This window comes from Streptomyces sp. WP-1 (assembly GCF_030450125.1).
GTDB classification, from domain to species: Bacteria; Actinomycetota; Actinomycetes; order Streptomycetales; family Streptomycetaceae; genus Streptomyces; species Streptomyces incarnatus.
Window position 1 is genome coordinate 258618 of record NZ_CP123923.1, and the last position, 23721, is coordinate 282338.

1 protein-coding gene is annotated in these 23721 nt (G+C 72.8%); it reads right to left on the bottom strand.

The window, feature by feature from the left end:
• Window positions 1-23: 23 nt before the first annotated feature.
• Entirely contained in the window at window positions 24-23495 is a 23472-nt protein-coding gene (locus QHG49_RS00945; protein ID WP_301486859.1) for a type I polyketide synthase, read from the bottom strand.
• Window positions 23496-23721 lie beyond the last annotated feature (226 nt).

Sequence of the window (23721 nt, forward strand, 5' to 3'; positions counted from 1 at the left end):
GACACCGGGACGCGCCGGAGCGGTCAGGAAATCCCGAATTCCTTGCCGAGCAGATCGAATACTTCGTCGTCCGTGGCCGATTCCAGATCGCTGCCGCCCGCACCAGGGACTTCCTGGTCCGATGCCTTGCCGGAATCACCGGCGGTCAGCAGCACTTCCTGGAGTTTCGCCAGGATCCGGTCGCGAGCTTCGCTCGCTGCCAACTTCGTGACCAATTCTTGTTCGACCTTGTCCAAGTCTGCAAGTAGGGAATCCACTAGGGCCGGTTCGGCGGCTCCCGCTATCTCCGTCCACACATGACGGGCCAGGAGAGCGGGTGTCGGGTGGTCGAAGACCAGGGTGGCGGGGAGCCGCAGCCCGGTGGTCCGGTTCAGCCGGTTGCGCAGTTCGACGGCCGTGAGGGAGTCGAAGCCCAGATCCTGGAAGGCGTGTTCCGGCCGTACCGTGCGGTCCGAGGCGTGCCCGAGGACCGCGGCGACCTCGCCGCGCACCAGATCCAGCACGCTCTTCTCCCGTTCGCTCTCCGGCAGTTCCGCCAGGCGCTCGGCCAGTGAGGGCCCGTGCGAGGGCGCGGAGGAGGTGGTGGCCCGCACGGCCCTGCGGCCGGCCGGGGCCGGCGCGAGGGCGCGGAGCACCGGCGGTGCCTCGCCGTCGCGCAGGGCGCCGGTGTCGATACGGACCGGGGCGAGCAGCGCCTCGTCCGAGGCCAGCGCCGCGTCGAACAGCCGCAGTCCCTCCCGCGTCGGCAGCGGCAGCACACCGCCGCGGGCCATGCGCGCCCGGTCGGCGGCGGCGAGACCGTCCGTCATCGCACCGGACTGTTCCCACACCCCCCACGCCAGCGAGGTGGCGGGCAGGCCCGCCCGCCGCCGGTGGGCCGAGAAGGCGTCGAGGAAGGAGTTCGCCGCCGCGTAACTCGCCTGACCGGCGCCGCCGACCAGACCGGCGACGGACGAGAACACCACGAAGGCCGCCAAATCCATGTCCCGGGTGCACTCGTGCAGGTTCAGCACGGCGTCCACCTTGGGACGGAAGACCGCCCTCAGCCTGTCCGGCGTGACCGAGCCGAGCACTCCGTCGTCCAGCACGCCCGCGGTGTGCACGACGGCCGACAGCGCATGCCCACCCAGCATCGCGGAGACGGCCTCCCGGTCCCCGATGTCGCAGGCCGCCCACACGATCTCGGCACCCCGCGCGGTGAGTTCGGCCGCCAGCTCGGCGGCGCCCGGCGCGTCCGCGCCCCGGCGGCTCGCCAGCAGCAGTCGCCGTACCTTGTGCTCGGACACCAGGTGCCGCGCGACGAGCGCGCCCAGCGACCCGGAGGCACCTGTCACCAGTACCGTGCCGTCGGCGAGTTCCGGCGCGCCGTCACGCGCCCCGGTGGCCTTCACCAGACGCGGCACGCGCACCTCCCCGTCGCGGACCGCGAACTGCGGCTCGTCATAGGCGAGTACGGCGGGCAACGCGCGGACCACCTCGTTGACGCCCTCGGCCTCCGCCAGTACGAACCGGCCCGGATTCTCCGACTGCGCGGACCGCACCAGCCCCCGTACGGCCGCGTGAGCCAGGTCGTCCGGACGCGTCACCAGCACCAGACGCCCCGTACGCTCCTGCTCCAACCACCGCTGCACGAGCGCCAGAACCTCGCTCGCGACGCGGTGCACGCGGTCGGCGGTCGGCGTACCGGGGGTGTCCGGGCACGGTACGACCGTGACGACCTCGGCCTCGGTGTCGGTGTCGGTGTCGGTCTGGGTCTGGGCCTCGGTCTCGGCCTCGGTCTCGGGAAGGTCGGCGGTCAGAGCGGCCAGGTCCGGATAGACCCGTACGTCGAGCGGGGCGGCACCCTCCGTGAGGGCCATGGGCTGCCATGCGAGGCCGAACAGCGAGTCGTCGGCCTGCTCACCGGGACCACCGGCCGCGAGCAGCTGTTCGCGCGACACCGGCCGCAACGACAGCGCACCGACCGTGGCGACCAGACCGCCCGAGGCGTCGGCGAGGGTCAGCGACACCGCGTCCGTGCCCGTACGGGAGATCTTGATCCGCAGCGCGGTCGCGCCCGTGGCCCGGACCCCCACCTCGGACCAGGCGAAGGGCAGCAGCGGCCCGTCGGCCACGGGGACCAGGCCGCCCGCGCCGATCGCGTGCAGCGCCGCGTCCAGCAGGGCCGGATGAACGGCGAACGTGTCCGCCTCCGTGCCCTCGGGCAGGGCGACCTCGGCGAGGACGTCGTCCCCGTCGCGCCACACGGAGCGCAAGCCACGGAAGACCGGGCCGTACGACAGGCCGAGTCCGTCCAGGCCCTCGTAGTACTCGCTCAGTTCGACGGGCTCCGCACCCGCCGGCGGCCATGCGCCGAGATCCACGCCGTGCGGCGGCTCGGGCAGCTGGTCCGTCAGGCAGCCGACGGCATGCCGTACCCAGGGCGCGTCGTCGGGGGCGCCGTCCGGCCGCGAGTGCACGCTCAGCGCGCGCCTGCCGGACTCCTCCTCGGGACCGACCCACACCTGCACGGCGACACCGCCCTGGTCCGGGACGATCAGCGGTGCTTCCAGCGTCAGATCCTCGACCTGTGCGCAACCGGCTTCATCACCCGCGCGCACCGCCAGTTCCACGAGCGCGGTGCCCGGCAGCAGCACACTGCCCATCACCGTGTGGTCGGCGAGCCAGGGGTGCGTCCGGAGCGACAGCCGCCCGGTGACCAGGAACCCACCGGCGCCGGGCAGCGCGACCACCGCACCGGCCAACGGGTGCTCCGCCGCGCCCAGCCCGAGCCCGGCGGCAGCGGCGTCACCGCTGAACTCCTCCGGCACCTCCAGCCAGAAACGCTCGTACTGGAAGGCGTAGGTCGGCAGATCGACCCGCCGGCCGCCCGGGAGGACCGCCCGCCAGTCCGGGGAGACACCGTGCACATGCAGCTCGGCGAGCGCGGTGACGACGGCCTGCGGCTCGGGACGGTCTGCCCGTACGACGGGGACGGTCACGATGTCGTCCACGCAGCCCTGGGCAAGTGCGCTCAGCACACCCCCCGGACCGATCTCCACGAACGTCGACACACCCAGCTCGTGCAGAGTCCGGACACCATCGGCGAAACGGACCGCCTCACGGACGTGCCGCACCCAGTACGACGGGGTGTACGGCTCGGCCAGACGACCGGTGAGGTTCGAAACCACCGGGATCCGCGTTTCGTTGAAGGTCAGGTCCGCGATCGCCTGCGCGAACTCCTCCAGCATCGGATCCATCAACGGCGAGTGGAACGCGTGGCTCACCTTCAGCCGGGACGTCTTACGGCCCTGCTCCCGGAAGGCCTCGCCGATCGCGACGACCGCGTCCTCCGCCCCCGAAACCACCACCGACTGCGGGCCGTTGACCGCCGCTATGCCCACGCCCTCGGTCAGATACGGCAGCACCTCGTCCTCAGTGGCCTGTACAGCGACCATCGCGCCACCTGCGGGCAGCGCCTGCATGAGACGGGCACGCGCCGACACAAGCTTGGCCGCGTCCTCAAGCGAGAGCACACCCGCCACATGAGCAGCAGCGATCTCACCCACCGAATGACCGGCCACATAATCCGGCCGGACACCCCACGACTCCAACAGCCGGAACAACGCCACCTCAACCGCAAAGAGCGCGGGCTGCGTCGAACCCGTCTGATTCAACCCCTCCGAGTCCACGTCCACCGGTGCGTCCAGGAGCGCACACGCCTCGTCGTACGCCGCAGCGAACACGGGATACGCCTCGTACAACTCACGCCCCATGCCCAGGCGTTGCGAGCCCTGTCCCGAGAACAGGAACCCGACCTTGCCGCCGCTGCCCGGTTCGCCCAGGACGACCCGGGTGGACGGGGACCCGGCGGCCAACGCGCGCAGTCCATCGAGGAGTTCGTCGCGCCCCTCTCCCACCACGGCAGCCCGGCGTTCCATGGCCGAACGCGTGGTGGCAAGGGAGTAGGCGAGGTCGGCCGGCCGGAGGTCCGTGGTCGAGGCCAGGGACAGCAGGCGCTCCGCCTGGGCTCGCAGCGCCATGTCGCTCTTCGCGGACAGCACCAACGGTACGACCGCACCGGGCTCGGGCTCGGGCCCGGACGCCATCTCCGTCCCGACCGGGGCTTGTTCCACGATCACATGGGCGTTGGTGCCACTGATGCCGAAGGACGACACGGCGGCGCGGCGCGGCCCGTCATGGGCAGGCCAGTCCACGGCCTCGGTCAGCAGGCGGACGTCGCCCGCCGACCAGTCCACGTGCGGTGTCGGCTCGTCCACATGCAAGGTCTGGGGCAGCACACCGTGCCGCATCGCCATGACCATCTTGATCACACCACCGACACCCGCGGCAGCCTGCGCATGACCGATGTTCGACTTCAACGACCCCAGCCACAAAGGCCGTTCCGCAGAACGCTCCTGACCATAAGTCGCGATCAACGCCTGCGCCTCGATCGGGTCACCCAGCCGCGTCCCCGTACCATGCGCCTCCACGGCATCCACCTGGTCCGAGGACACACCGGCATTCGCCAACGCCTGCCGGATCACCCGCTGCTGAGAGGGCCCGTTCGGCGCGGTCAGGCCGTTCGACGCACCGTCCTGATTCACCGCCGTACCCCGGACAACCGCCAGCACCTGATGACCGTTACGACGGGCATCGGACAGCCGCTCCACCAGCAGCATGCCCGCGCCCTCCGCCCAACCCGTGCCATCGGCACCGGCCGCGAACGCCTTGCACCGACCGTCCGCCGACAGACCCCGCTGACGGCTGAACTCCACGAACGTCGAAGGGGTGGCCATCACGGTGACGCCCCCGACGAGCGCCATCGAGCACTCACCGCTGCGCAGCGCCTGCGCCGCCAGATGCAGGGCCACCAGGGACGACGAGCACGCCGTGTCCACCGTGACCGCCGGGCCTTCAAGGCCGAAGGTGTACGAGACCCGGCCGGAGGCGATGCTGCCCGCGCTGCCGCTGCCCAGGTAGGCGTCCATGCCCTCCGCCGGCGTCTTCACGCGAGCGCCGTAGTCGTGGTACATCACACCGGCGAAGACACCTGTCCTGCTCCCCCGCACCGTCGCCGGATCGATCCCGGCCCGCTCGAACGCCTCCCACGACGTCTCCAGCAGCAACCGCTGCTGCGGGTCCATCGCCAGCGCCTCACGCGGCGAGATACCGAAGAAGGCCGGGTCGAACTCGGCGGCCTCGTGGAGGAAGCCACCGTGGCGCACGGAGGACTTGCCGGAGCGGTCGGGGTCCGGGTCGTAGAGGTTCTCGACGTCCCAGCCTCGGTCCTCGGGGAAGCCCGAGATCGCGTCGCCACCGGAGGCGACGAGCCGCCACAGGTCTTCGGGCGACCGCACCTCGCCGGGGAACCGGCAGGCCATGCCGACGATCGCGATCGGCTCGTCCGTGCCGGTCGGCGCGGCCACCGCGGCCTCGGGCCGCTCCTGGACGCCCAGTGTCTCGGCCAGCAGGAACCGGGACAGCGCGACGGGCGTGGGGTGGTCGAAGACCAGGGTCGCGGGGAGCCGCAGCCCGGTCGCCGTGTTCAGGCGGTTGCGGAGTTCCACCGAGGTGAGCGAGTCGAAACCGGCGTCCTGGAAGGCGTGTTCCGGCTGGACGGCCTGGGCCGAGGCGTGCCCGAGCACGGCGGCGACCTCGGTACGCACCAGGTCCAGCACCACCTGCTCGCGCTCGGTCGCCGGCAGCCCGGCCAGCCGTTGGCCCAGCGAGCCCTTCGGCGCGCTCTGCGCCGTACGCCGTGCGTTGCCCCGTACGGGTCCGCGCAGCCCGCGCAGGACCGGCGGCACCGTGCCCTGGAGGCCGCCGAGGTCCAGTCGCAGGGGGGCGACGGTGGCCCGGTCCAGGGTCAGGGCCGCGTCGAAGAGCCGCAGTCCTTCGTCGACGGCTATCGGGGCCAGGCCGACCCGCCTGAGCCGGGTGAGGTCCGCCTGGTCGAGCCGGTCGGCCATGCCGCCGCCCTGCTCCCACAGGCCCCAGGCGAGTGAGATGGCGGGGAGTCCCTGCGCTCGGCGGGATGCGGCGAAGGCGTCGAGGAAGGTGTTCGCCGCCGCGTAGTTGCCCTGTCCCGCGCTGCCCAGGATGCCGGACACCGAGGAGAACACGATGAACGCCGACAACTCGCCCGTCAGTTCATGGAGGTTGAGCACGGCGTCGACCTTCGGCCGCAGCACCTTCGCCATTCGCTCGGGGGTGAGCGAGGGGATCACGCCGTCGTCCAGGACACCGGCGGTGTGCACCACGGCCGTCACCGGTGTGCCGGACAGTACCCCGGCGAGGGCGTCCCGGTCGGCCGCGTCGCAGGCCGCCCAGCTCACCTCGGCGCCCCACGCGGTCAGTTCGGCTTCCAGCTCGACCGCGCCGGGGGCCTCCGCGCCACGTCGGCTGAGCAGCAGCAGGCTCCGTACGCCGTGCTCGGCGACCAGGTGCCGGGCGACGAGCCCGCCCAGCGCCCCGGAGGCACCGGTCAGCAGAACAGGGCCGGCACCAAAGTCCGGTGTGCCGGTGACGGTTCCGGTGGCCTTCATCAGTCGCGGGACGACCACCTCCCCGCCCCGCACCGCGAACTGCGGTTCGTCGGAGGCGAGTACGGCGGGCAGCACGCGGACCACCTCGTCGGTCCCCTCGGCCTCCGCCAGCACGAACCGGCCCGGATTCTCCGACTGCGCGGACCGCACCAGCCCCCACACCGCCGCGTGAGCCAGGTCGTCCGGACGCGTCACCAGCACCAGACGCCCCGCACGTTCCTCCGCCAACCACCACTGCACGAGCGCCAGAACCTCATCCGTGACGCTGTGCACCCGGTCGGCCTCCGCGCCGGTCTCCGCCGGGCACGGTACGACAACGACCTCCGCTGTACCTGCCGACTCCCGCAGCGCGTCGAAGCCGTCGACCGTCTCGATCGTCACCGCCTCGGTGGCGGAGGGGAGGGCGAACGGCGTCCACTCCAGCCCGAACAGCTGCTCGTTGCCACCAGTGTCACGCAGCTGCTCCGTCGAGACCTTCCGCAGCGACAGCGACTCGACCGAGGCCACCGGTTCACCGGCGCCGTCGGCCACGGCCAGCATGAACGAACCGGTCGCCGTCCGCGACAGCTTCACCCTGAGCATCGCCGCACCGGCCGCCTGCACGGAGACGCCGGACCAGGCGAACGGCAGCGCCGGGCCGCCTTCCGACGACACCAGCCCACCGGCGGCCAGCGCGTGCAGGGCCGCATCCAGCAGGGCCGGGTGCAGGGCGAACGCCGTCGCCTCAGCGGCCGACTCCGCCGGCAACTCGACCTCGGCGTAGACATCGTCGCCGCCGCGCCACACCGAGCGCAGGCCCTGGAACAGCGGCCCGTAGTCCAGGCCCAGGGCGGCCATGCCCTCGTAGAACGCCGTCAGGTCGACGGCCTCCGCACCCGCCGGTGGCCAGGCTCCGACTTCCAGGGCGGACGATGCCGGGGCCGACGCCGAGGACAGCACGCCCGTCGCGTGCCGCTGCCAGGGGCCCTCACCGATCCGCGAGTGCACGCTCAACTGCCGACGGCCCGACTCGTCCTCGGCACCGGCAGCGACCTGGAGGGTGACGCCGTCACGTTCCGGCACGATCAGGGGCAGCTCAAGGGTGAGTTCCTCGATGCATCCGCACCCGGTCTCGTCGCCCGCCCGGATCGCCAACTCCACGAACGCGGTGCCGGGCAGCAGCACGCTCCCGTGCACGGCGTGGTCGGCGAGCCACGGGTGGGTTTCGAGGGAGAGCAGACCGGTGAGCAGGACGCCGTCGCTGTCGGCCGTCACGATCGCGGCACCGAGCAGCGGATGATCCGCCGCCCCCAGACCGGCGGCCCGGACATCGCCGGACACCCGGGGAACGTCGAGCCAGAAGCGCTCACGCTGGAAGGCGTAGGTGGGCAGATCGACGCGGCGGGCACCCGGGAGGAGCGCCCGCCAGTCGGGCGAGACGCCGTACGTGTGCAGCGACCCGATCGCCGCGGTGATCGCGTACGGCTCGGGGCGGTCGGCGCGCAGGGTGGGCACGGTGACGATGTCGTCCACACAGCCCTGGGCCAGGGCGCTCAGCACACCCCCCGGACCGATCTCCACGAACGTCGTCACACCCAGGTCGTTCAAGGTCCGGACGCCATCGGCGAAGCGGACCGCCTCACGGACGTGCCGCACCCAGTACGACCGGGTGTACGGCTCAGCCAGTCGACCGGTGAGGTTCGAAACGACCGGGATCCGGGCCTCGTTGAAGACCAACCCGCTGACGGCCTCGCCGAACTCCTCCAGCATCGGATCCATCAACGGCGAGTGGAACGCGTGGCTCACCTTCAGCCGGGACGTCTTACGACCCTGCTCCCGGAAGGCCTCGCCGATCGCGACGACCGCGTCCTCCGCCCCCGAAACCACCACCGACTGCGGGCCATTGACCGCCGCGATACCCACCCCGTCGGTCAGGTACGGCAGCACCTCGTCCTCGGTGGCCTGCACGGCGACCATCGCACCGCCACCCGGCAACGCCTGCATCAGCGCCGCACGCGCCGACACCAACTTCGCCGCGTCCTCAAGCGACAACACACCCGCCACATGAGCAGCCGCGATCTCACCCACCGAATGACCGGCCACATAATCCGGCCGCACGCCCCACGATTCGAGCAGCCTGAACAACGCCACCTCAACCGCAAAGAGCGCGGGCTGCGTCGAACCCGTCTGGTCCAACTCCTCCGAGTCGACGTCCACAGGCGCGTCCAGGAGCGCACACACCTTGTCGTACGCAGCGGCGAACACGGGATACGCCTCGTACAACTCACGCCCCATGCCGAGCCGTTGCGACCCCTGACCCGAGAACAAGAACCCGACCTTGCCCCCGACGGCACCGCCCACCGAAGCGGCGCCGGAAACGAGCGCCTCCAACTCCTGTCGCAGCTCCGCGAGATCAGCACCCACGACCGCCGTACGGCGTTCCAGTACCGCACGCGATGTGGCCAGCGAGAACGCCACGTCTTCGGGACGGAGACCGGCACCCCCGGCGTCCTCAACGTCCTCAGCGTCCAGGAAGGACAGCAACCGGGACGCCTGCTCCCGCAGTGCCGCGTCGCTCTTCCCGGACAGCACCCACGGTACGACCGCACCCGATGCCGAAGCCGGGGTCTCCCCCGCCACGCCGGGCGCCTGCTCGACGATCACATGGGCGTTGGTGCCGCTCACGCCGAAGGAGGAGACGGCGGCGCGGCGCGGCCCGTCGTGCGCAGGCCAGTCCACGGCCTCGGTCAGCAGGCGTACCTCGCCCGCCGACCAGTCCACGTGCGGTGTCGGCTCGTCCACATGCAAGGTCTGGGGCAGCACACCGTGCCGCATCGCCATGACCATCTTGATCACACCACCGACACCCGCGGCAGCCTGCGCATGACCGATGTTCGACTTCAACGACCCCAGCCACAAAGGCCGTTCCGCAGAACGCTCCTGACCATAAGTCGCGATCAACGCCTGCGCCTCGATCGGGTCACCCAGCCGCGTCCCCGTACCATGCGCCTCCACGGCATCCACCTGGTCCGAGGACACACCGGCATTCGCCAACGCCTGCCGGATCACCCGCTGCTGCGACGGCCCGTTCGGCGCGGTCAGGCCGTTCGACGCACCGTCCTGATTCACCGCCGTACCCCGGACAACCGCCAACACCTGATGACCGTTACGACGGGCATCGGACAGCCGCTCCACCAGCAGCATGCCCGCGCCCTCCGCCCAACCCGTGCCATCGGCACCGGCCGCGAACGCCTTGCACCGACCGTCCGCCGACAGACCCCGCTGACGGCTGAACTCCACGAAGACGCTCGGGCCGGCCATGACGGTGACGCCACCGACGAGGGCCATCGAGCACTCGCCGCTGCGCAACGCCTGGGCGGCCAGGTGCAGGGCCACCAGCGAGGACGAGCACGCGGTGTCGACGGTGACAGCGGGGCCTTCAAGGCCGAACGTGTAGGAGACGCGGCCCGAAGCGACGCTGCCCGCGCTGCCGTTGACGAGGTAGCCCTCCAGTCCTGGCGGCGAGGTGTGCACACGGCCGCCGTAGTCGTGGTACATCACACCGGCGAAGACACCTGTCCTGCTCCCCCGCACCGTCGCCGGATCGATTCCGGCCCGCTCGAACGCCTCCCACGACGTCTCCAGCAGCAACCGCTGCTGCGGGTCCATCGCCAGCGCCTCACGCGGCGAGATACCGAAGAACTCGGCGTCGAAGTCCGCCGCGTCGCGCAGGAAGCCGCCCTCGCGGGTGTAGCTGGTGCCCCACCGGTCGGGGTCCGGGTCGTAGAGGTTCTCGACGTCCCAGCCACGGTCCTCGGGGAAGCCCGACACGGCGTCGCGACCGGAGAACACCAGCTCCCACAGCTCTTCGGGCGACCGCACATCGCCGGGGTAGCGGCAGGCCATGCCCACGATCGCGATCGGCTCGTCGGCCGCCGCGCCGGACGCCGGCCGGGTCGTCGGCACGGTTGCCGCCGCCGCTTCGGTGCCGTCGGCCTCGGCGGTGAGGAAGCGGGCGAGGGCGAGCGGGTTCGGGTAGTCGAAGATCAGGGTGGCGGGCAGGCGCATGCCGACGGCCGCGTTCAGCCGGTTCCGCAGCTCGACGGCGGTCAGCGAGTCGAACCCGATGTCCTTGAACGCGTCGTCCGCGCCGACCGACTGGGCGCCGGTGTGGCCGAGCACCGCGGCGACCTCGCCGCGCACCAGGTCCAGCACCGCCTGCTCCCGCTCGGCCACCGGCAGCCCGGCCAGCCGCTGGCCCAGTGAGCCCTTGGGGGCGGTACGCGCCGTACGCCGTGCCGGTGTGACCCGTACGAGTCCGCGCAGCACCGACGGCACGGGCCGGCCCTGTCCTTCGCGCGACTGGCCCTGTCCGTCACGGAAGGCGGACGTGTCGAGGCGGATCGGGGCGACGGCCGCCCGGTCGGTGGCCAGTGCCGCGTCGAACATCCGCAGGCCGTCGGCCGACGGGATCGGGGCGAGGCCCATGCGCTTGATGCGGGTGAGATCGGTGTGGTCGAGGCGGCCGGTCATGGCGCTCTCGCTGTCCTGCGCCCACAGGCCCCAGGCCAGCGACGTGGCTCGCAGGCCCAGCGCGCGGCGGTGCTCGGCGAGGGCGTCGAGGAACGTGTTGGCGGCGGCGTAGTTGCCCTGTCCCGGCGTGCCGAGGGTGCCCGCCACCGAGGAGAAGAGCACGAACGCGGACAGGTCGCCGCACAGCTCGGCCGCGAGGTCGTGCAGGTGCAGCGCCGCGTCGACCTTGGGCCGGAACACGGTGTCCAGCCGCTCGGGGGTCAGCGATCCGATGATTCCGTCGTCCAGGACGCCGGCGGTGTGCACGATCGCGGACAGGTTCCGCCCCGGACCGGCCAGGAGCGCGCGGACGGCGTCGCGGTCGGCCACGTCGCACGCGGCCCAGGTGACGTCGGCGCCCCGCGCGGTCAGCTCGGCGGTGAGTTCGGCCGCGCCGGGGGCGTCCCCGCCACGGCGGCTGACGAGGAGCAGGCTGCGCACGCCATGCTCGGCGACGAGGTGCCGGGCGAACAGGCCGCCCAGGCCACCGGACGCGCCGGTCAGCAGGACGGTGCCGGTGCCGAGGGCGGGGGTCGTCGGCTCGGGGTCCGGCGTGGCGACGCGGACCAGCCTCGGCACCCGGACCTCGCCGTCCGCGTCCACCGACGCCTGCGGCTCGCCGGAGGCGAGCAGGCCGGGCAGGACGCGGGCAAGAGCGGAGTGGTCAGCGCCACTGTCGGCATCGGCGTCCGTCGGGGTCTCGACCAGCACGATGCGGTCGGGGTTCTCGGTCTGCGCCGAGCGCACCAGTCCGCGGACCGCCGCCTGGGCGAGGTCCCCCGTACGGGTCACCAGCACCAGGCGCGCCGGACGGTCCCCGGCCAGCCACCACTGAAGCAACTCCAGTACGGCACAGGTGACTTCACGCACCCGGGCGGCCAGGTCCGTGCCGGTGCCGGTGCCGGTCGGGCAGGGCACGATCACGGCATCGGCTCCGGTTCCGGCCTCCGCCACGGCTGGTGCGTCGGTGTCCCGGAGGGCGGCGAGATCGTCGTACGACTCGATCCTCATGCCGTCCGGCGCGGACGGCAGGCCGACCGGTGTCCACTCCAGGCCGAAGACCGCGTCGTCGCCGCCGGTACCGGCGCGCAGTTGGTCGGCGGGTACCGGGCGCAGGGTCAGCGAGTCGATCCGCGCGACCGGCTCACCGGTGCCGTCGGCCAGCAGCAGCGACACCGTGGCGGTGCCGGCGCGCGAGACCTTCACCCGCAGGGCGGAGGCTCCGGTGGCCGCCAGTCGCACCCCGCTCCAGGCGAACGGGAGCAGCCCGTGTCCGGTTCCGGCGTCGGGTTCCACCGCGCCGAGCCAGACGGTGTGCAGGGCGGCGTCGAACAAGGCGGGGTGCAGGCCGTAGGCGCCCGCGTCCCTGCCGTACGCGCCCGCCTCCGTGCCCTCCGCGCCGGGCAGTTCCACCTCGGCGAAGAAGTCGTCCCCGGCGCGCCAGGCGGCGCGCAGCCCTTGGAAGACGGGGCCGTAGTCGAGTGCCATACCGGCGAGGCGTTCGTAGAACCCGTCGACGTCGATCGGCTCGGCGCCCGCGGGCGGCCACGCGGTGAGTGAACCGTCCACGCGATCTTCGGTGGCGACGGTCAGCGAGCCGGAGGCGTGCCGGATCCAGGCTCGCGCGGGGTCGTCCTGGTGGGTGTGCGTGTCGCCGTCGTCGGTGCGCGAGTGCACGGTCAGCGGCCTGCGGCCCGTGCCGTCGTCGGCGCCGACGCGCACCTGGAGGGCCACGCCGCCGCGCTGGGGCACGAGCAGCGGTGTCTCCAGCGTCAGCTCTTCCAGCAGGTCGCAGCCCACGGCGTCGGCGGCGGTGACGGCCAGCTCCACGAACGCGGTGCCGGGCAGCAGTGCGACCCCGCTGACCGCGTGGTCCATCAGCCATGGGTGCGTGTGTGCCGAGAGCCGCCCGGTGAGGAGGTGTCCGTCGCCGTCGGCCAGCGGCACGGCGGCGCCGAGGAGCGGATGACCGGCCTCGTCCTGGCCCACCGCGCTCATGTCGCCCGCGGAGGCGGGGGCGTTGAGCCAGTAGCGCTCGCGCTGGAAGGCGTAGGTGGGCAGGTCGATACGCCGGGCGGTCGGGAAGAAGGCGCTCCAGTCCACCTCGACGCCGCTGACGTGCAGTTGGGCGTACGCGGTGGTGAGTGCCTGTGGTTCGGGGCGGTCGGCGCGCAGGACGGGGACGGTGACGATGTCGTCCACACAGCCCTGCGCCATGCCGCTGAGGACGCCGCCGGGACCGATCTCCACGAACGTACCGACACCCAGCTCGTGCAGGGTCCGCACACCGTCCGCGAAACGAACCGCTTCGCGTACGTGCCGCACCCAGTACTCCGGCGTGTACGGCTCGGCCAGACGACCGGTGAGGTTCGAAACCACCGGGATGCGCGGCTCGTTGAAGGCCAACCCGCTGACGGCCTCGCCGAACTCCTCCAGCATCGGATCCATCAACGGCGAGTGGAACGCGTGACTGACCTTCAACCGGGACGTCTTACGACCCCGGCCCGCGAACAGCTCGGCAGCCGCCAGGACCGCGTCCTCGGCGCCCGAAACCACCACCGACTGCGGGCCATTGACCGCCGCGATACCCACCCCGTCGGTCAGATACGGCAGCACCTCGTCCTCGGTGGCCTGCACGGCGACCATCGCACCGCCACCCGGCAACGCCTGCATCAGCCGGGCCCGAGCCGACACCAACTTCGCCGCGTCCTCAAGCGACAACACACCCGCCACATGCGCGGCAGCGATCTCACCCACCGAATGACCGGCCACATAATCCGGCCGCACGCCCCACGACTCCAGCAGCCGGAACAACGCCACCTCAACCGCAAAGAGCGCGGGCTGCGTCGAACCCGTCTGATTCAACTCCTCCGAGTCGACGTCAACCGGCGCGTCCAGGAGCGCACACACCTCGTCGTACGCAGCGGCGAACACCGGGAACGCCTCATACAACTCACGCCCCATGCCGAGCCGCTGCGAGCCCTGACCCGAGAACAGGAAGCCGACCTTGCCCGTCGGGTGGGCGCGTCCAGTGATGACGTTCGTCGCCGGTTCGCCCGCCGCGAGGGCCGCGAGGGCCGTCCGCAGTTCGGCCGGGTCGGTGCCGATCACCGCGGCGCGGTGTTCCAGGGCCGACCGGGTCGTGGCCGCCGAGAATCCGGCGTCGACGGGCGACACGCCGTCGGTGGCGAAGGCCAGCAGCCGCTCGGCCTGGGCGCGCAGTGCCGCTTCGCTCTTCGCCGACAGCACCCAGGGCACGGGCACCGGGCGGTGCTCCCGGGCCGGCTCGGCGACGGCCGTGGCGGGTGCTTCTTCGAGGATGGTGTGCGCGTTGGTGCCGCCGATGCCGAAGGACGAGACCGCGGCCCGGCGGGGCTCGGCGGTTCCGGGCCAGGGCATCGCTTCGGTCAGCAGCCGTACGGTGCCCGCCGACCAGTCGACGTGCCCGGTCGGCTCGTCCACGTGGAGCGTCCGGGGCAGCGTGCCGTGCCGCATCGCCATGACCATCTTGATCACACCGGCGACACCGGCGGCGGCCTGGGTGTGACCGATGTTGGACTTGACCGAGCCCAGCCACACCGGCCGGTCGGCGGAGTGCTCGCGGCCGTACGTGGCGAGCAGCGCCTGCGCCTCGATGGGGTCGCCGAGTTTCGTCCCCGTACCGTGCGCTTCTACGGCGTCCACGTCTGCCGGGGTGAGCCCGGCGGAGGCCAGCGCCTGCCGGATCACCCGCTGCTGCGAGGGCCCGTTCGGAGCCGTGAGGCCGTTGGACGCGCCGTCCTGGTTGACCGCGCTGCCCCGGACCACGGCCAGCACCTGGTGGCCGTGGCGGCGGGCGTCGGACAGCCGTTCCACCAGCAGCAGGCCGACGCCTTCGCCCCAGCCCGTGCCGTCGGCACCGGCGGCGAACGCCTTGCACCGGCCGTCCGCCGACAGGCCACGCTGGCGGCTGAACTCCACGAACAGGTCCGGCGTGGTCATCACGGTGACGCCCCCGACCAGGGCCATGGAGCACTCGCCGCTCCGCAGCGCCTGGGCCGCGAGATGCAGGGCGACCAGGGACGACGAGCACGCCGTGTCCACCGTGACCGCCGGGCCCTCAAGGCCGAACGTGTAGGAGATGCGCCCGGAGACGACCGAGGCCGCCTTGCCGGTGAGCGCGTAGCCCTCGATCTCCTCGGGCGCGTTGCGCAGCCCGTTGGCGTAGTCCTGGCCGTTGGTGCCGATGAACACGCCGATGCGGCCGGCGCGGACGGAGGCGGGGGCGATCCCGGCGCGCTCGAAGGCCTCCCACGAGGTCTCCAGCAGCAGCCGCTGCTGCGGGTCCATGGCCAGCGCCTCGCGCGGCGAGATCCCGAACAGACCGGCGTCGAAGCGGTCGGCGCCCTCGATGAAGCCGCCCTGGCGGGTGTACGTCGTGCCGGGCCGGTCGGGGTCGGGGTCGTAGAGGGCGTCGATGTCCCAGCCACGGTCGGTGGGGAAGCCGGACATCGCGTCCCGGCCGGAGCTGAGCAGCTCCCACAGGTCCTCCGGCGTCCGGACGCCGCCGGGGAAGCGGCAGCTCATGCTGACGATCGCGAGCGGCTCGTCGGCCGCGACGGTGGTCGTCGTGTGCGGTACGGCGGTCTCCGGGCCGTGCCCGCCGAGGAGTTCGTCGCTCAGGTGGCGGGCGAGGGCGGCGGGGGTCGGATGGTCGAAGACCAGGGTGGCGGGCAGGGGGATGCCGGTGGCCGTGCTCAGCCGGTGCCGCAGTTCGACGGCGGTGAGCGAGTCGAAGCCGGTCGCGCGGAACGTCCGGTCGGCTTCGAAGGCGCCCTTTCCGGAGTGGCCGAGGACCATGGCGGCCTGCTCGCGCACCAGGTCCAGCAGGATGCGTATCCGCTCCTCCGGTGTGGCGGCGAGGAGGCGCCGGCCCAGCGCGGACGCGGGCACCTCGGTGCTCCGCGCGGTCCGGGCGCGTGCTTCGAGGGCCTCGCGGGCCTCGGGTACGCCGTGCAGCAGCGGGCAGGGGCGCGTGCCGGTGAAGGCCGGGACGAAGCGGTCCCAGTCCACGTCCGCGATGGTCACGCTGGTCTCGCCGTGGGTCAGCGCGCCGTGCAGTGCGGAGACGGCGGGGAGCGCCGGGAGCGGGCGTACGCCGCGTCGCCGCAGGTGGTCACCGGCGGCGCCGTCGGCCATGCCGCCGTCCGCCCAGGAGCCCCAGGCGACGGCCAGCGCGGGCAGCCCCTGGCCCCGGCGCTGTTCGGCGAGGGCGTCGAGGAAGGCGTTCGCGGCGGCGTAGGCGCCCTGGCCGCCGTTGCCCCAGACACCGGTCATGGAGGAGAAGAGCACGAAGGCGTCGAGGTCCTGGCGGTCCCGGGTCAGCTCGTGCAGGTGGCGCGCGGCGTCCGCCTTGGGGCGCAGTACGCCGTCGAGGCGCTCGGGCGTGAGCGCGTCGATCAGGCCGTCGTCCAGGACGCCGGCCGTGTGCACCACGGCGTTCACGGTGTGCCGGGCGAACAGTTCGGCGAGGGCGTCGCGGTCGGCGGCGTCGCAGGCGGCGACGGTGACCCGGGTTCCCAACTCCTCAAGTTCCGCCGCGAGTTCGGCGGCGCCGGGGGCCTCGGGTCCTCGGCGGCTGATCAGCAGCAGGTGCTCGGCGCCGGCACCGGCGAGCCAGCGGGCCACATGGCCGCCCAGCGCGCCCGTGCCACCGGTCACGAGCACGGTGCCGCGCGGCGACCAGGCCGCGTCCGCCACCGCGTTCTGTGGCGCGCGGACGAGACGCCGTGCCGACACGCCCGGGGCGCGTACGGCGAGCTGGTCCTCCTCGGCCTGGTCCAGCAGACCGGCCAGGCGTGCCAGTGCGCGGGGGTCCGGTTCGGCGGGCAGGTCGACGAGGCCACCCCAGCGCCGGGGCTGTTCCAGGGCGACGATCCGGCCCAGGCCCCAGAGCTGTGCGGAGGCCGGGTCGGTCAGCGGGTCCGTCGGACCGGTGGACACCGCGCCGCTGGTCAGGCACCACAGCGGGGCCTCGATCCCGGCGTCGCCGAGGGCCTGGACGAGAAGGACGAGCCGGTGGAGGGCGCCCGCTCCCGCACCGTCCCCCACCGCGCCGCCCGTCGCCGCGTCACCCGCTCCCGCGTGGCCCGTCGCCGCGTCGCCCGTCGCCGGCGCCGCCGCGAACAGGACGCCGTCCAGCTGCTCGTGCCCGGCCTCGGCCAGGGAGCGGGCGAGCGCGTCGCGGTCGGTGTCCTCGGGTACCGCGAACGGTACGAGCGTCACACCGAGTGCCGTGAGCCCCGCGCTTATCGCCTCGGTCCAGGCGGTCTCCTCGGGGACCACGTACAGCCAGGTCCCCGACGGGGCGGCTCCGACCGGGTCGCCGAGCGGCTGCCAGGTGATCCGATAGCGCCAGCCGTCGGCGACGGACTGCTCACGCCGCTGCCGACGCCAGGCGGACAACTTGGGCGCCACCACGTCCAGTTCGGCGGGCTCCAGCCCCAGGAGCGCGCCGAGCGACGCCTGGTCCTCGCTCTCGACGGAGTCCCAGAACTCGGCGTCCGCCGTCTCCTGGACGCCACCGGTCGCCGCCCGGGGTACGTCGAGCCAGTAGCGCTCGCGCTGGAAGGCGTAGGTGGGCAGATCGACGCGGCGGGCGTCCGGGAAGAAGGCACGCCAGTCCACTTCGGCACCGCCGACGCGCAGTTCGGCGAGCGCGGTCACGGCGGCCCGTTGTTCGGGGCGATCGGCTCGCAGTACGGGGACGGTGACGATGCCGTCCGCGCATCCCTGGGCGAGGGCGCTCAGGACGCCGCCGGGACCGATCTCCACGAACGTACCGACACCCAGCTCGTGCAGGGTCCGCACACCGTCCGCGAAACGAACCGCTTCGCGTACGTGCCGCACCCAGTACTCCGGCGTGTACGGCTCGGCCAGACGACCGGTGAGGTTCGAAACGACCGGGATCCGGGCCTCGTTGAAGACCAGTCCGCCGACGACCTCGCCGAACTCCTCCAGCATCGGCTCCATCAACGGCGAGTGGAACGCGTGACTGACCTTCAACCGGGACGTCTTACGACCCTGCTCCCGGAAGGCCTCGCCGATCGCGGCGACCGCGTCCTCCACGCCCGAAACCACCACCGACTGCGGGCCGTTGACCGCCGCGATACCCACCCCGTCGGTCAGGTACGGCAGCACCTCGTCCTCGGTGGCCTGTACGGCGACCATCGCACCGCCACCCGGCAACGCCTGCATCAGCGCCGCACGCGCCGACACCAGCTTGGCCGCGTCCTCAAGCGACAGCACACCCGCCACATGCGCGGCAGCGATCTCACCCACCGAATGGCCGGCCACGTAATCCGGCCGGACACCCCACGACTCCAGCAGCCGGAACAGCGCCACCTCGACGGCGAACAGCGCGGGCTGCGTCGAACCCGTCTGATGCAGAGTCTCCGCGTCGACATCGACCTCGGCGTCGAGGAGCGCGCACACCTCGTCGTAGGCCGCGGCGAACACCGGGTAGGCCGCGTACAGTTCGCGCCCCATCCCCAACCGCTGCGACCCCTGACCCGAGAACAGGAACCCGACCTTGCCGCCGAGGGCGGCGCCCAGCGGAGCGGCACCGGAGACGATCGCCTCCAGCCCGTCGCGGAATTCGCCGAGTTCCGCCCCCACGACGGCCGCACGGCGCTCCAGCCCCGCGCGTGTCGTCGCCAGCGAGAACGCCACGTCCTCCGGTCGGACCCCCGCGCCTTCGCCGTCCAGGAAGGACAGCAGCCGGGCCGCCTGTTCCCGGAGCGCCGTGTCGTTCCTCGCCGACAGCACCCACGGTACGACCGCGCCCGAGCCCGGAGCCGGGGCCGGGGCCGGGGGTTCTTCGGCCGTGCCGGGTGCCTGCTCGACGATGACGTGCGCGTTGGTGCCGCTGATGCCGAAGGAGGACACCGCCGCCCGGCGCGGGAGATCGCCCGCGCTCCACTCCACAGGCTCGGTCAGCAGTCGTACGTCGCTCGCCGACCAGTCCACGTGCGGGGTCGGCTCGTCCACGTGCAGCGTCCGCGGCAGCACACCGTGGCGCATCGCCATGACCATCTTGATCACACCGGCCACACCGGCGGCGGCCTGCGTGTGGCCGATGTTCGACTTGAGCGAGCCGAGCCACAACGGCCGTTCCTCGGACCGGCCTTGGCCGTACGTGGCGATGAGGGCTTCCGCCTCGATCGGGTCACCGAGCTTCGTCCCCGTACCGTGCGCCTCGACGGCGTCGACGTCGGCGGGCGTGAGTCCGGCGGCGGCGAGGGCCTGGCGGATGACGCACTGCTGGGAGGGGCCGTTGGGCGCCGTGAGGCCGTTCGACGCGCCGTCCTGGTTGACGGCGGAGCCCCGTACGACGGCGAGGACCTGGTGGCCGTTGCGCCGGGCGTCGGAGAGCCGCTCCACCAGGAGCATGCCGACGCCCTCGGCCCAGCCCGTGCCGTCCGCGCCGGCCGCGAACGCCTTGCAGCGGCCGTCCGCCGACAGGCCGCCCTGGCGGCTGAACTCCACGAACATGCCGGGTGTGGACATCACGGTGACGCCACCGGCCAGGGCCATCGTGCACTCGCCGCCGCGCAGCGACTGGACGGCCAGGTGCAGGGCGACCAGGGAGGAGGAGCAGGCCGTGTCGACCGTGACGGCGGGGCCTTCGAGACCGAACGAGTAGGCCACGCGGCCCGAGGCGACGCTGGTCGTCGTGCCGGTCAGCAGGTATCCCCCGGCCTCGTCGGCCGGCTCGTGCAGCCGGGGGCCGTAGTCCTGGGCCGTCGCGCCGATGAACACGCCCGCCCGGCTGCCGCGCAGGGTGGCCGGGTCGATACCGGCCCGTTCGAACGCCTCCCAGGCGGTCTCCAGGACCAGCCGCTGCTGGGGGTCGATCGCGGCGGCCTCGCGCGGGCTGATGCCGAAGAAGGCGGCGTCGAAGTCGGCCGCGCCGTGCAGGAAGCCGCCGTGCCGTGTCGAGGACGTGCCGGGAGTGCCGGGCTCCGGGTCCCAGAGCGCCTCGATGTCCCAGCCGCGATCGGTCGGGAACCCGGAGACGGCGTCACCGCCGGAGGCGAGCAGCCGCCACAGGTCCTCGGGGGAGCCGATGCCGCCGGGCAGGCGGCAGCTCATGGCCACGATGGCGATGGGCTCGTCGGGATCGGCCGCCGCCGTCGTGGGAGTCGGGTCCGATGTGTCCTCGGTGCCCAGGGAGCGGGCGGCGAGGTGGCGGGCGAGGGCGGCCGGGGTGGGGTGGTCGAACAGCAGGCCGCTGGGCAGGCGCAGGCCGGTGACGGCGCCGAGCCTATTGCGCAGTTCGACCGAGCTGAGCGAGTCGAAGCCGAGATCCTTGAAGGTCCACTCGCTCTCGACCTGACCTGCCTCGGCGTGGCCGAGAACGGCGGCGATGTGAGCGCGGACCAGGTCGAGGACGGCCTCCTCGCGTGCGGACCCGGACAGCCCGGCCAGTCGTCGGCCGAGGGCGCCGACCGGTGCGTCATCGGTTTCGGCGACGGAATCTACTCGGGGGCCCCCGGCTTCCGGACCCGTGGTGGTGAGGGGTGCGGTGGTGGCGCCGTCCAGCCAGTACCGCTGCCGTTCGAACGCGTAGGTGGGGAGCGCGACCTTGCGGTGTGCGCCCTGTCCCCCGCCGAACAGGGCGTCCCAGTCGGGTTCCAGGCCGTGGACGTGCAGTGCGGCGACGGCCGTCAGCAGGGCGGAGGTCTCGGGGCGGCGGGCGCGCAGGGCGGGGACGAACAGGGACTCGCCGTCGGCGCCCGCGCGGGCCATGGAGGTGAGGACGCCGCCGGGGCCGAGTTCGAGGTAGGTGCGTACGCCGTGCGCGTCGAGGCGGGCGACGCCGTCGGCGAAGCGGACCGCCTCGCGCACATGGCGGACCCAGTACGCGGCCTCGCAGCCCTCGTACGCCGGGAGTTCCTCGGCGAGCCGGCCCGTCACGTTGGACACGATCGGGATGCGCGGGGCGTGGTAGGTCAGGCTCTCGGCCACCTCGCGGAACTCCGCCAGCATGGGTTCCATGTGCGGGGAGTGGAAGGCGTGGCTGACCCTGAGCCGGCTGGACTTGCGGCCCAGGGCGGTGAAGGCGTCGGCGATCTCGGTGGCGAGGTCCTCGTCGCCGGAGACGACGACGGAGTCCGGGCCGTTCAACGCCGCGATGCTCACGCGGTCGGTGTGCTCGCCGATGCGGTCACGGACCTCGGCCTCGGTGGCCTGCACGGCGATCATGGCGCCACCGGCGGGCAGCGCCTGCATCAGGCGGCCGCGTGCGGCCACGAGGGTGCAGGCGTCGGCGAGCGAGAGGACACCGGCCACATGCGCGGCGGCGAGTTCGCCGATGGAGTGGCCCATGAGCACGTCGGGGGTGATGCCCCAGCTCTCCAGCGCCCGGAACAGGGCGACTTCGAGGGCGAACAGCGAGGTCTGGGTGTAGAGGGTCCGGTCGAGTTCGGCGGCCTCCCCGGTGCCTTCGGCGGCGGACATCACCGCGCGCAGCGGCCTCGGCAGCAGCGGGTCGAGGTGTGCGCACACCTCGTCCAGCGCGGCGGCGAACGCCGGTACGGTCTCGGCCAGTTCACGGCCCATGCCGGCGCGCTGGCTGCCCTGGCCCGAGAAGAGGAAGGCGAGTCGGCCGCGCGGTGTCGTACGGCCCGTGGTCAGGGCCGCGTCGACGCCGTCGGCGGACAGCGCGCGCAGGGCGCGCAGGAAGTCGTCGCGGTCCTCGCCGACGACGACGGCCCGGTGTTCGAAGGCGGTGCGGCCGATGGCCAGCGACCGGCCGACGTCGGGCAGGGCGAGCGCGGGGTGTGCCTCGGCGTGCGCGAGCAGGGCGGCGGCCTGGCCGCGCAGTCCGGACGCGGTCTTGGCGGACAGCGGCCAGCAGGTCGCGGCCGTATCCGGCACTCCCGGGTCCGGCGCTCCCGTGCCCGACTCTCCCGTATCCGGCTCCCCGGCCCCCGGTCCTCGCGTCCCCGGCTCTCCCGTGCCCGCTTCCGTGTCCGCGCCTTCCGGGCCCGCTTCCGTGCCCTTCTCCGCGCCCGGGGCTGCCGCCGCCCGGTGTTCCACCAGTACGACGTGGCAGTTGGTGCCGCCCATGCCGAACGAGCTGACCCCGGCGAGCAGCGGGCGGCCGTCCTCCGGGGCCCATGTGCTGTGCTCGGTCTGCACGCGCAGGTTCAGCCGGTCCAGCGGGATCGCCGGGTTCGGCGTCTCGAAGTTGAGGCTGGCGGGCAGTTCCCGGTGGTGGAGCGCGAGGGCCGCCTTGAGCAGGCCGGTGATGCCGGCGGCGCCCTCCAGGTGGCCGACGTTCGTCTTGGCCGAGCCGACCCGCAGCGGATCGCCGGGCTCGCGCCCCGTGCCGAGCACCGCGCCGAGCGCGGCCGCCTCGACGGGGTCGCCGACCTTGGTGCCGGTGCCGTGCAACTCGACGTAGCCGACGTGCGCGGGGTCGATCCCGGCGCGCTCGTAGGCGAGCCGGAGCACCTGTTCCTGGCCGGACCGCAGGGGCACGGTCAGTCCGTCGCCGCCGCCGTCGTTGTTGACGGCGCTGCCGCGGATCACGCAGTAGACGGGATCGCCGTCCGCGACGGCTCGGGCGAGGGGTTTGAGGACGACGATGCCGCCGCCCTCGCCGCGGACGTAGCCGTTGGCGCGGGCGTCGAAGGTGAAGCAGCGGCCGTCGGGGGAGAGTCCGCCGAACTTGGCTGCGCCCAGGGTGCTTTCGGGCACGAGGTTGAGGTTGACGCCGCCGGCGAGGGCGACCGTCGACTCGCCCTTGCGCAGGCTCTCGCAGGCCAGGTGGACCGAGACCAGGGACGAGGACTGGCCGGAGTCCACGGTCAGGCTGGGGCCGTGCAGACCGAGGAAGTACGACACCCGGTTGGCGATGATGCCGCGGTGCAGGCCGGTGACGGTGTGCGGGGAGATGGCCGTGAGCCCGGAGCGGTGGTGCAGGGTCGCGTAGTCGTCCCAGATCGCGCCGACGAACACTCCGGTGCGGGTGGAGCGCAGCGTCCAGGGACGTACGTGCGCGTCCTCCAGCGCCTCCCAGGCCAGTTCCAGGACGAGCCGCTGCTGCGGGTCCATCGCGGCGGCCTCCTTCGGGGAGAGCCCGAAGAACCCGGCGTCGAAATGGCCGACACGGTCGAGGAATCCGCCCCGGCGGATGTCGGTCCTCCCGGGCTCGGACGCGTCGGCGTCGGCCACCGCGGCCCCGTCCCACCGGTCCGGAGGTACGTCGGTGATCGCGTCCGCGCCCTCGCTGAGCAGCCGCCAGAAGGCTGCCGGGTCGGCGGCGCCCGGCAGCCGGCAGGCCAGGCCGATGACGGCTATGTCACCGGCCGAGTCCGCCGAGGCCGAACCGGCCCGATTCCCCGTCCCGTTGCGCTCGGACTCGACCATTTGCACTCCACCCGCCCACACAGAGAACGAAAAGGCACCGCACCGTGGCGGCCCCGGCACGGGCGATCGGTACGACCGGGGCGGCAACGGATTGCGGTGTGGCCCCAGTTTCGGTCCCGCGGGCGTGCCCCGCCGCTGTGGCGGATCAGTTCTAGGGGAATCCCCAAGGACGCAATTCCCGGCGGCCGGAAATCTCTAAGGAGAACCCTAGGGGCGGTCGTGAGAC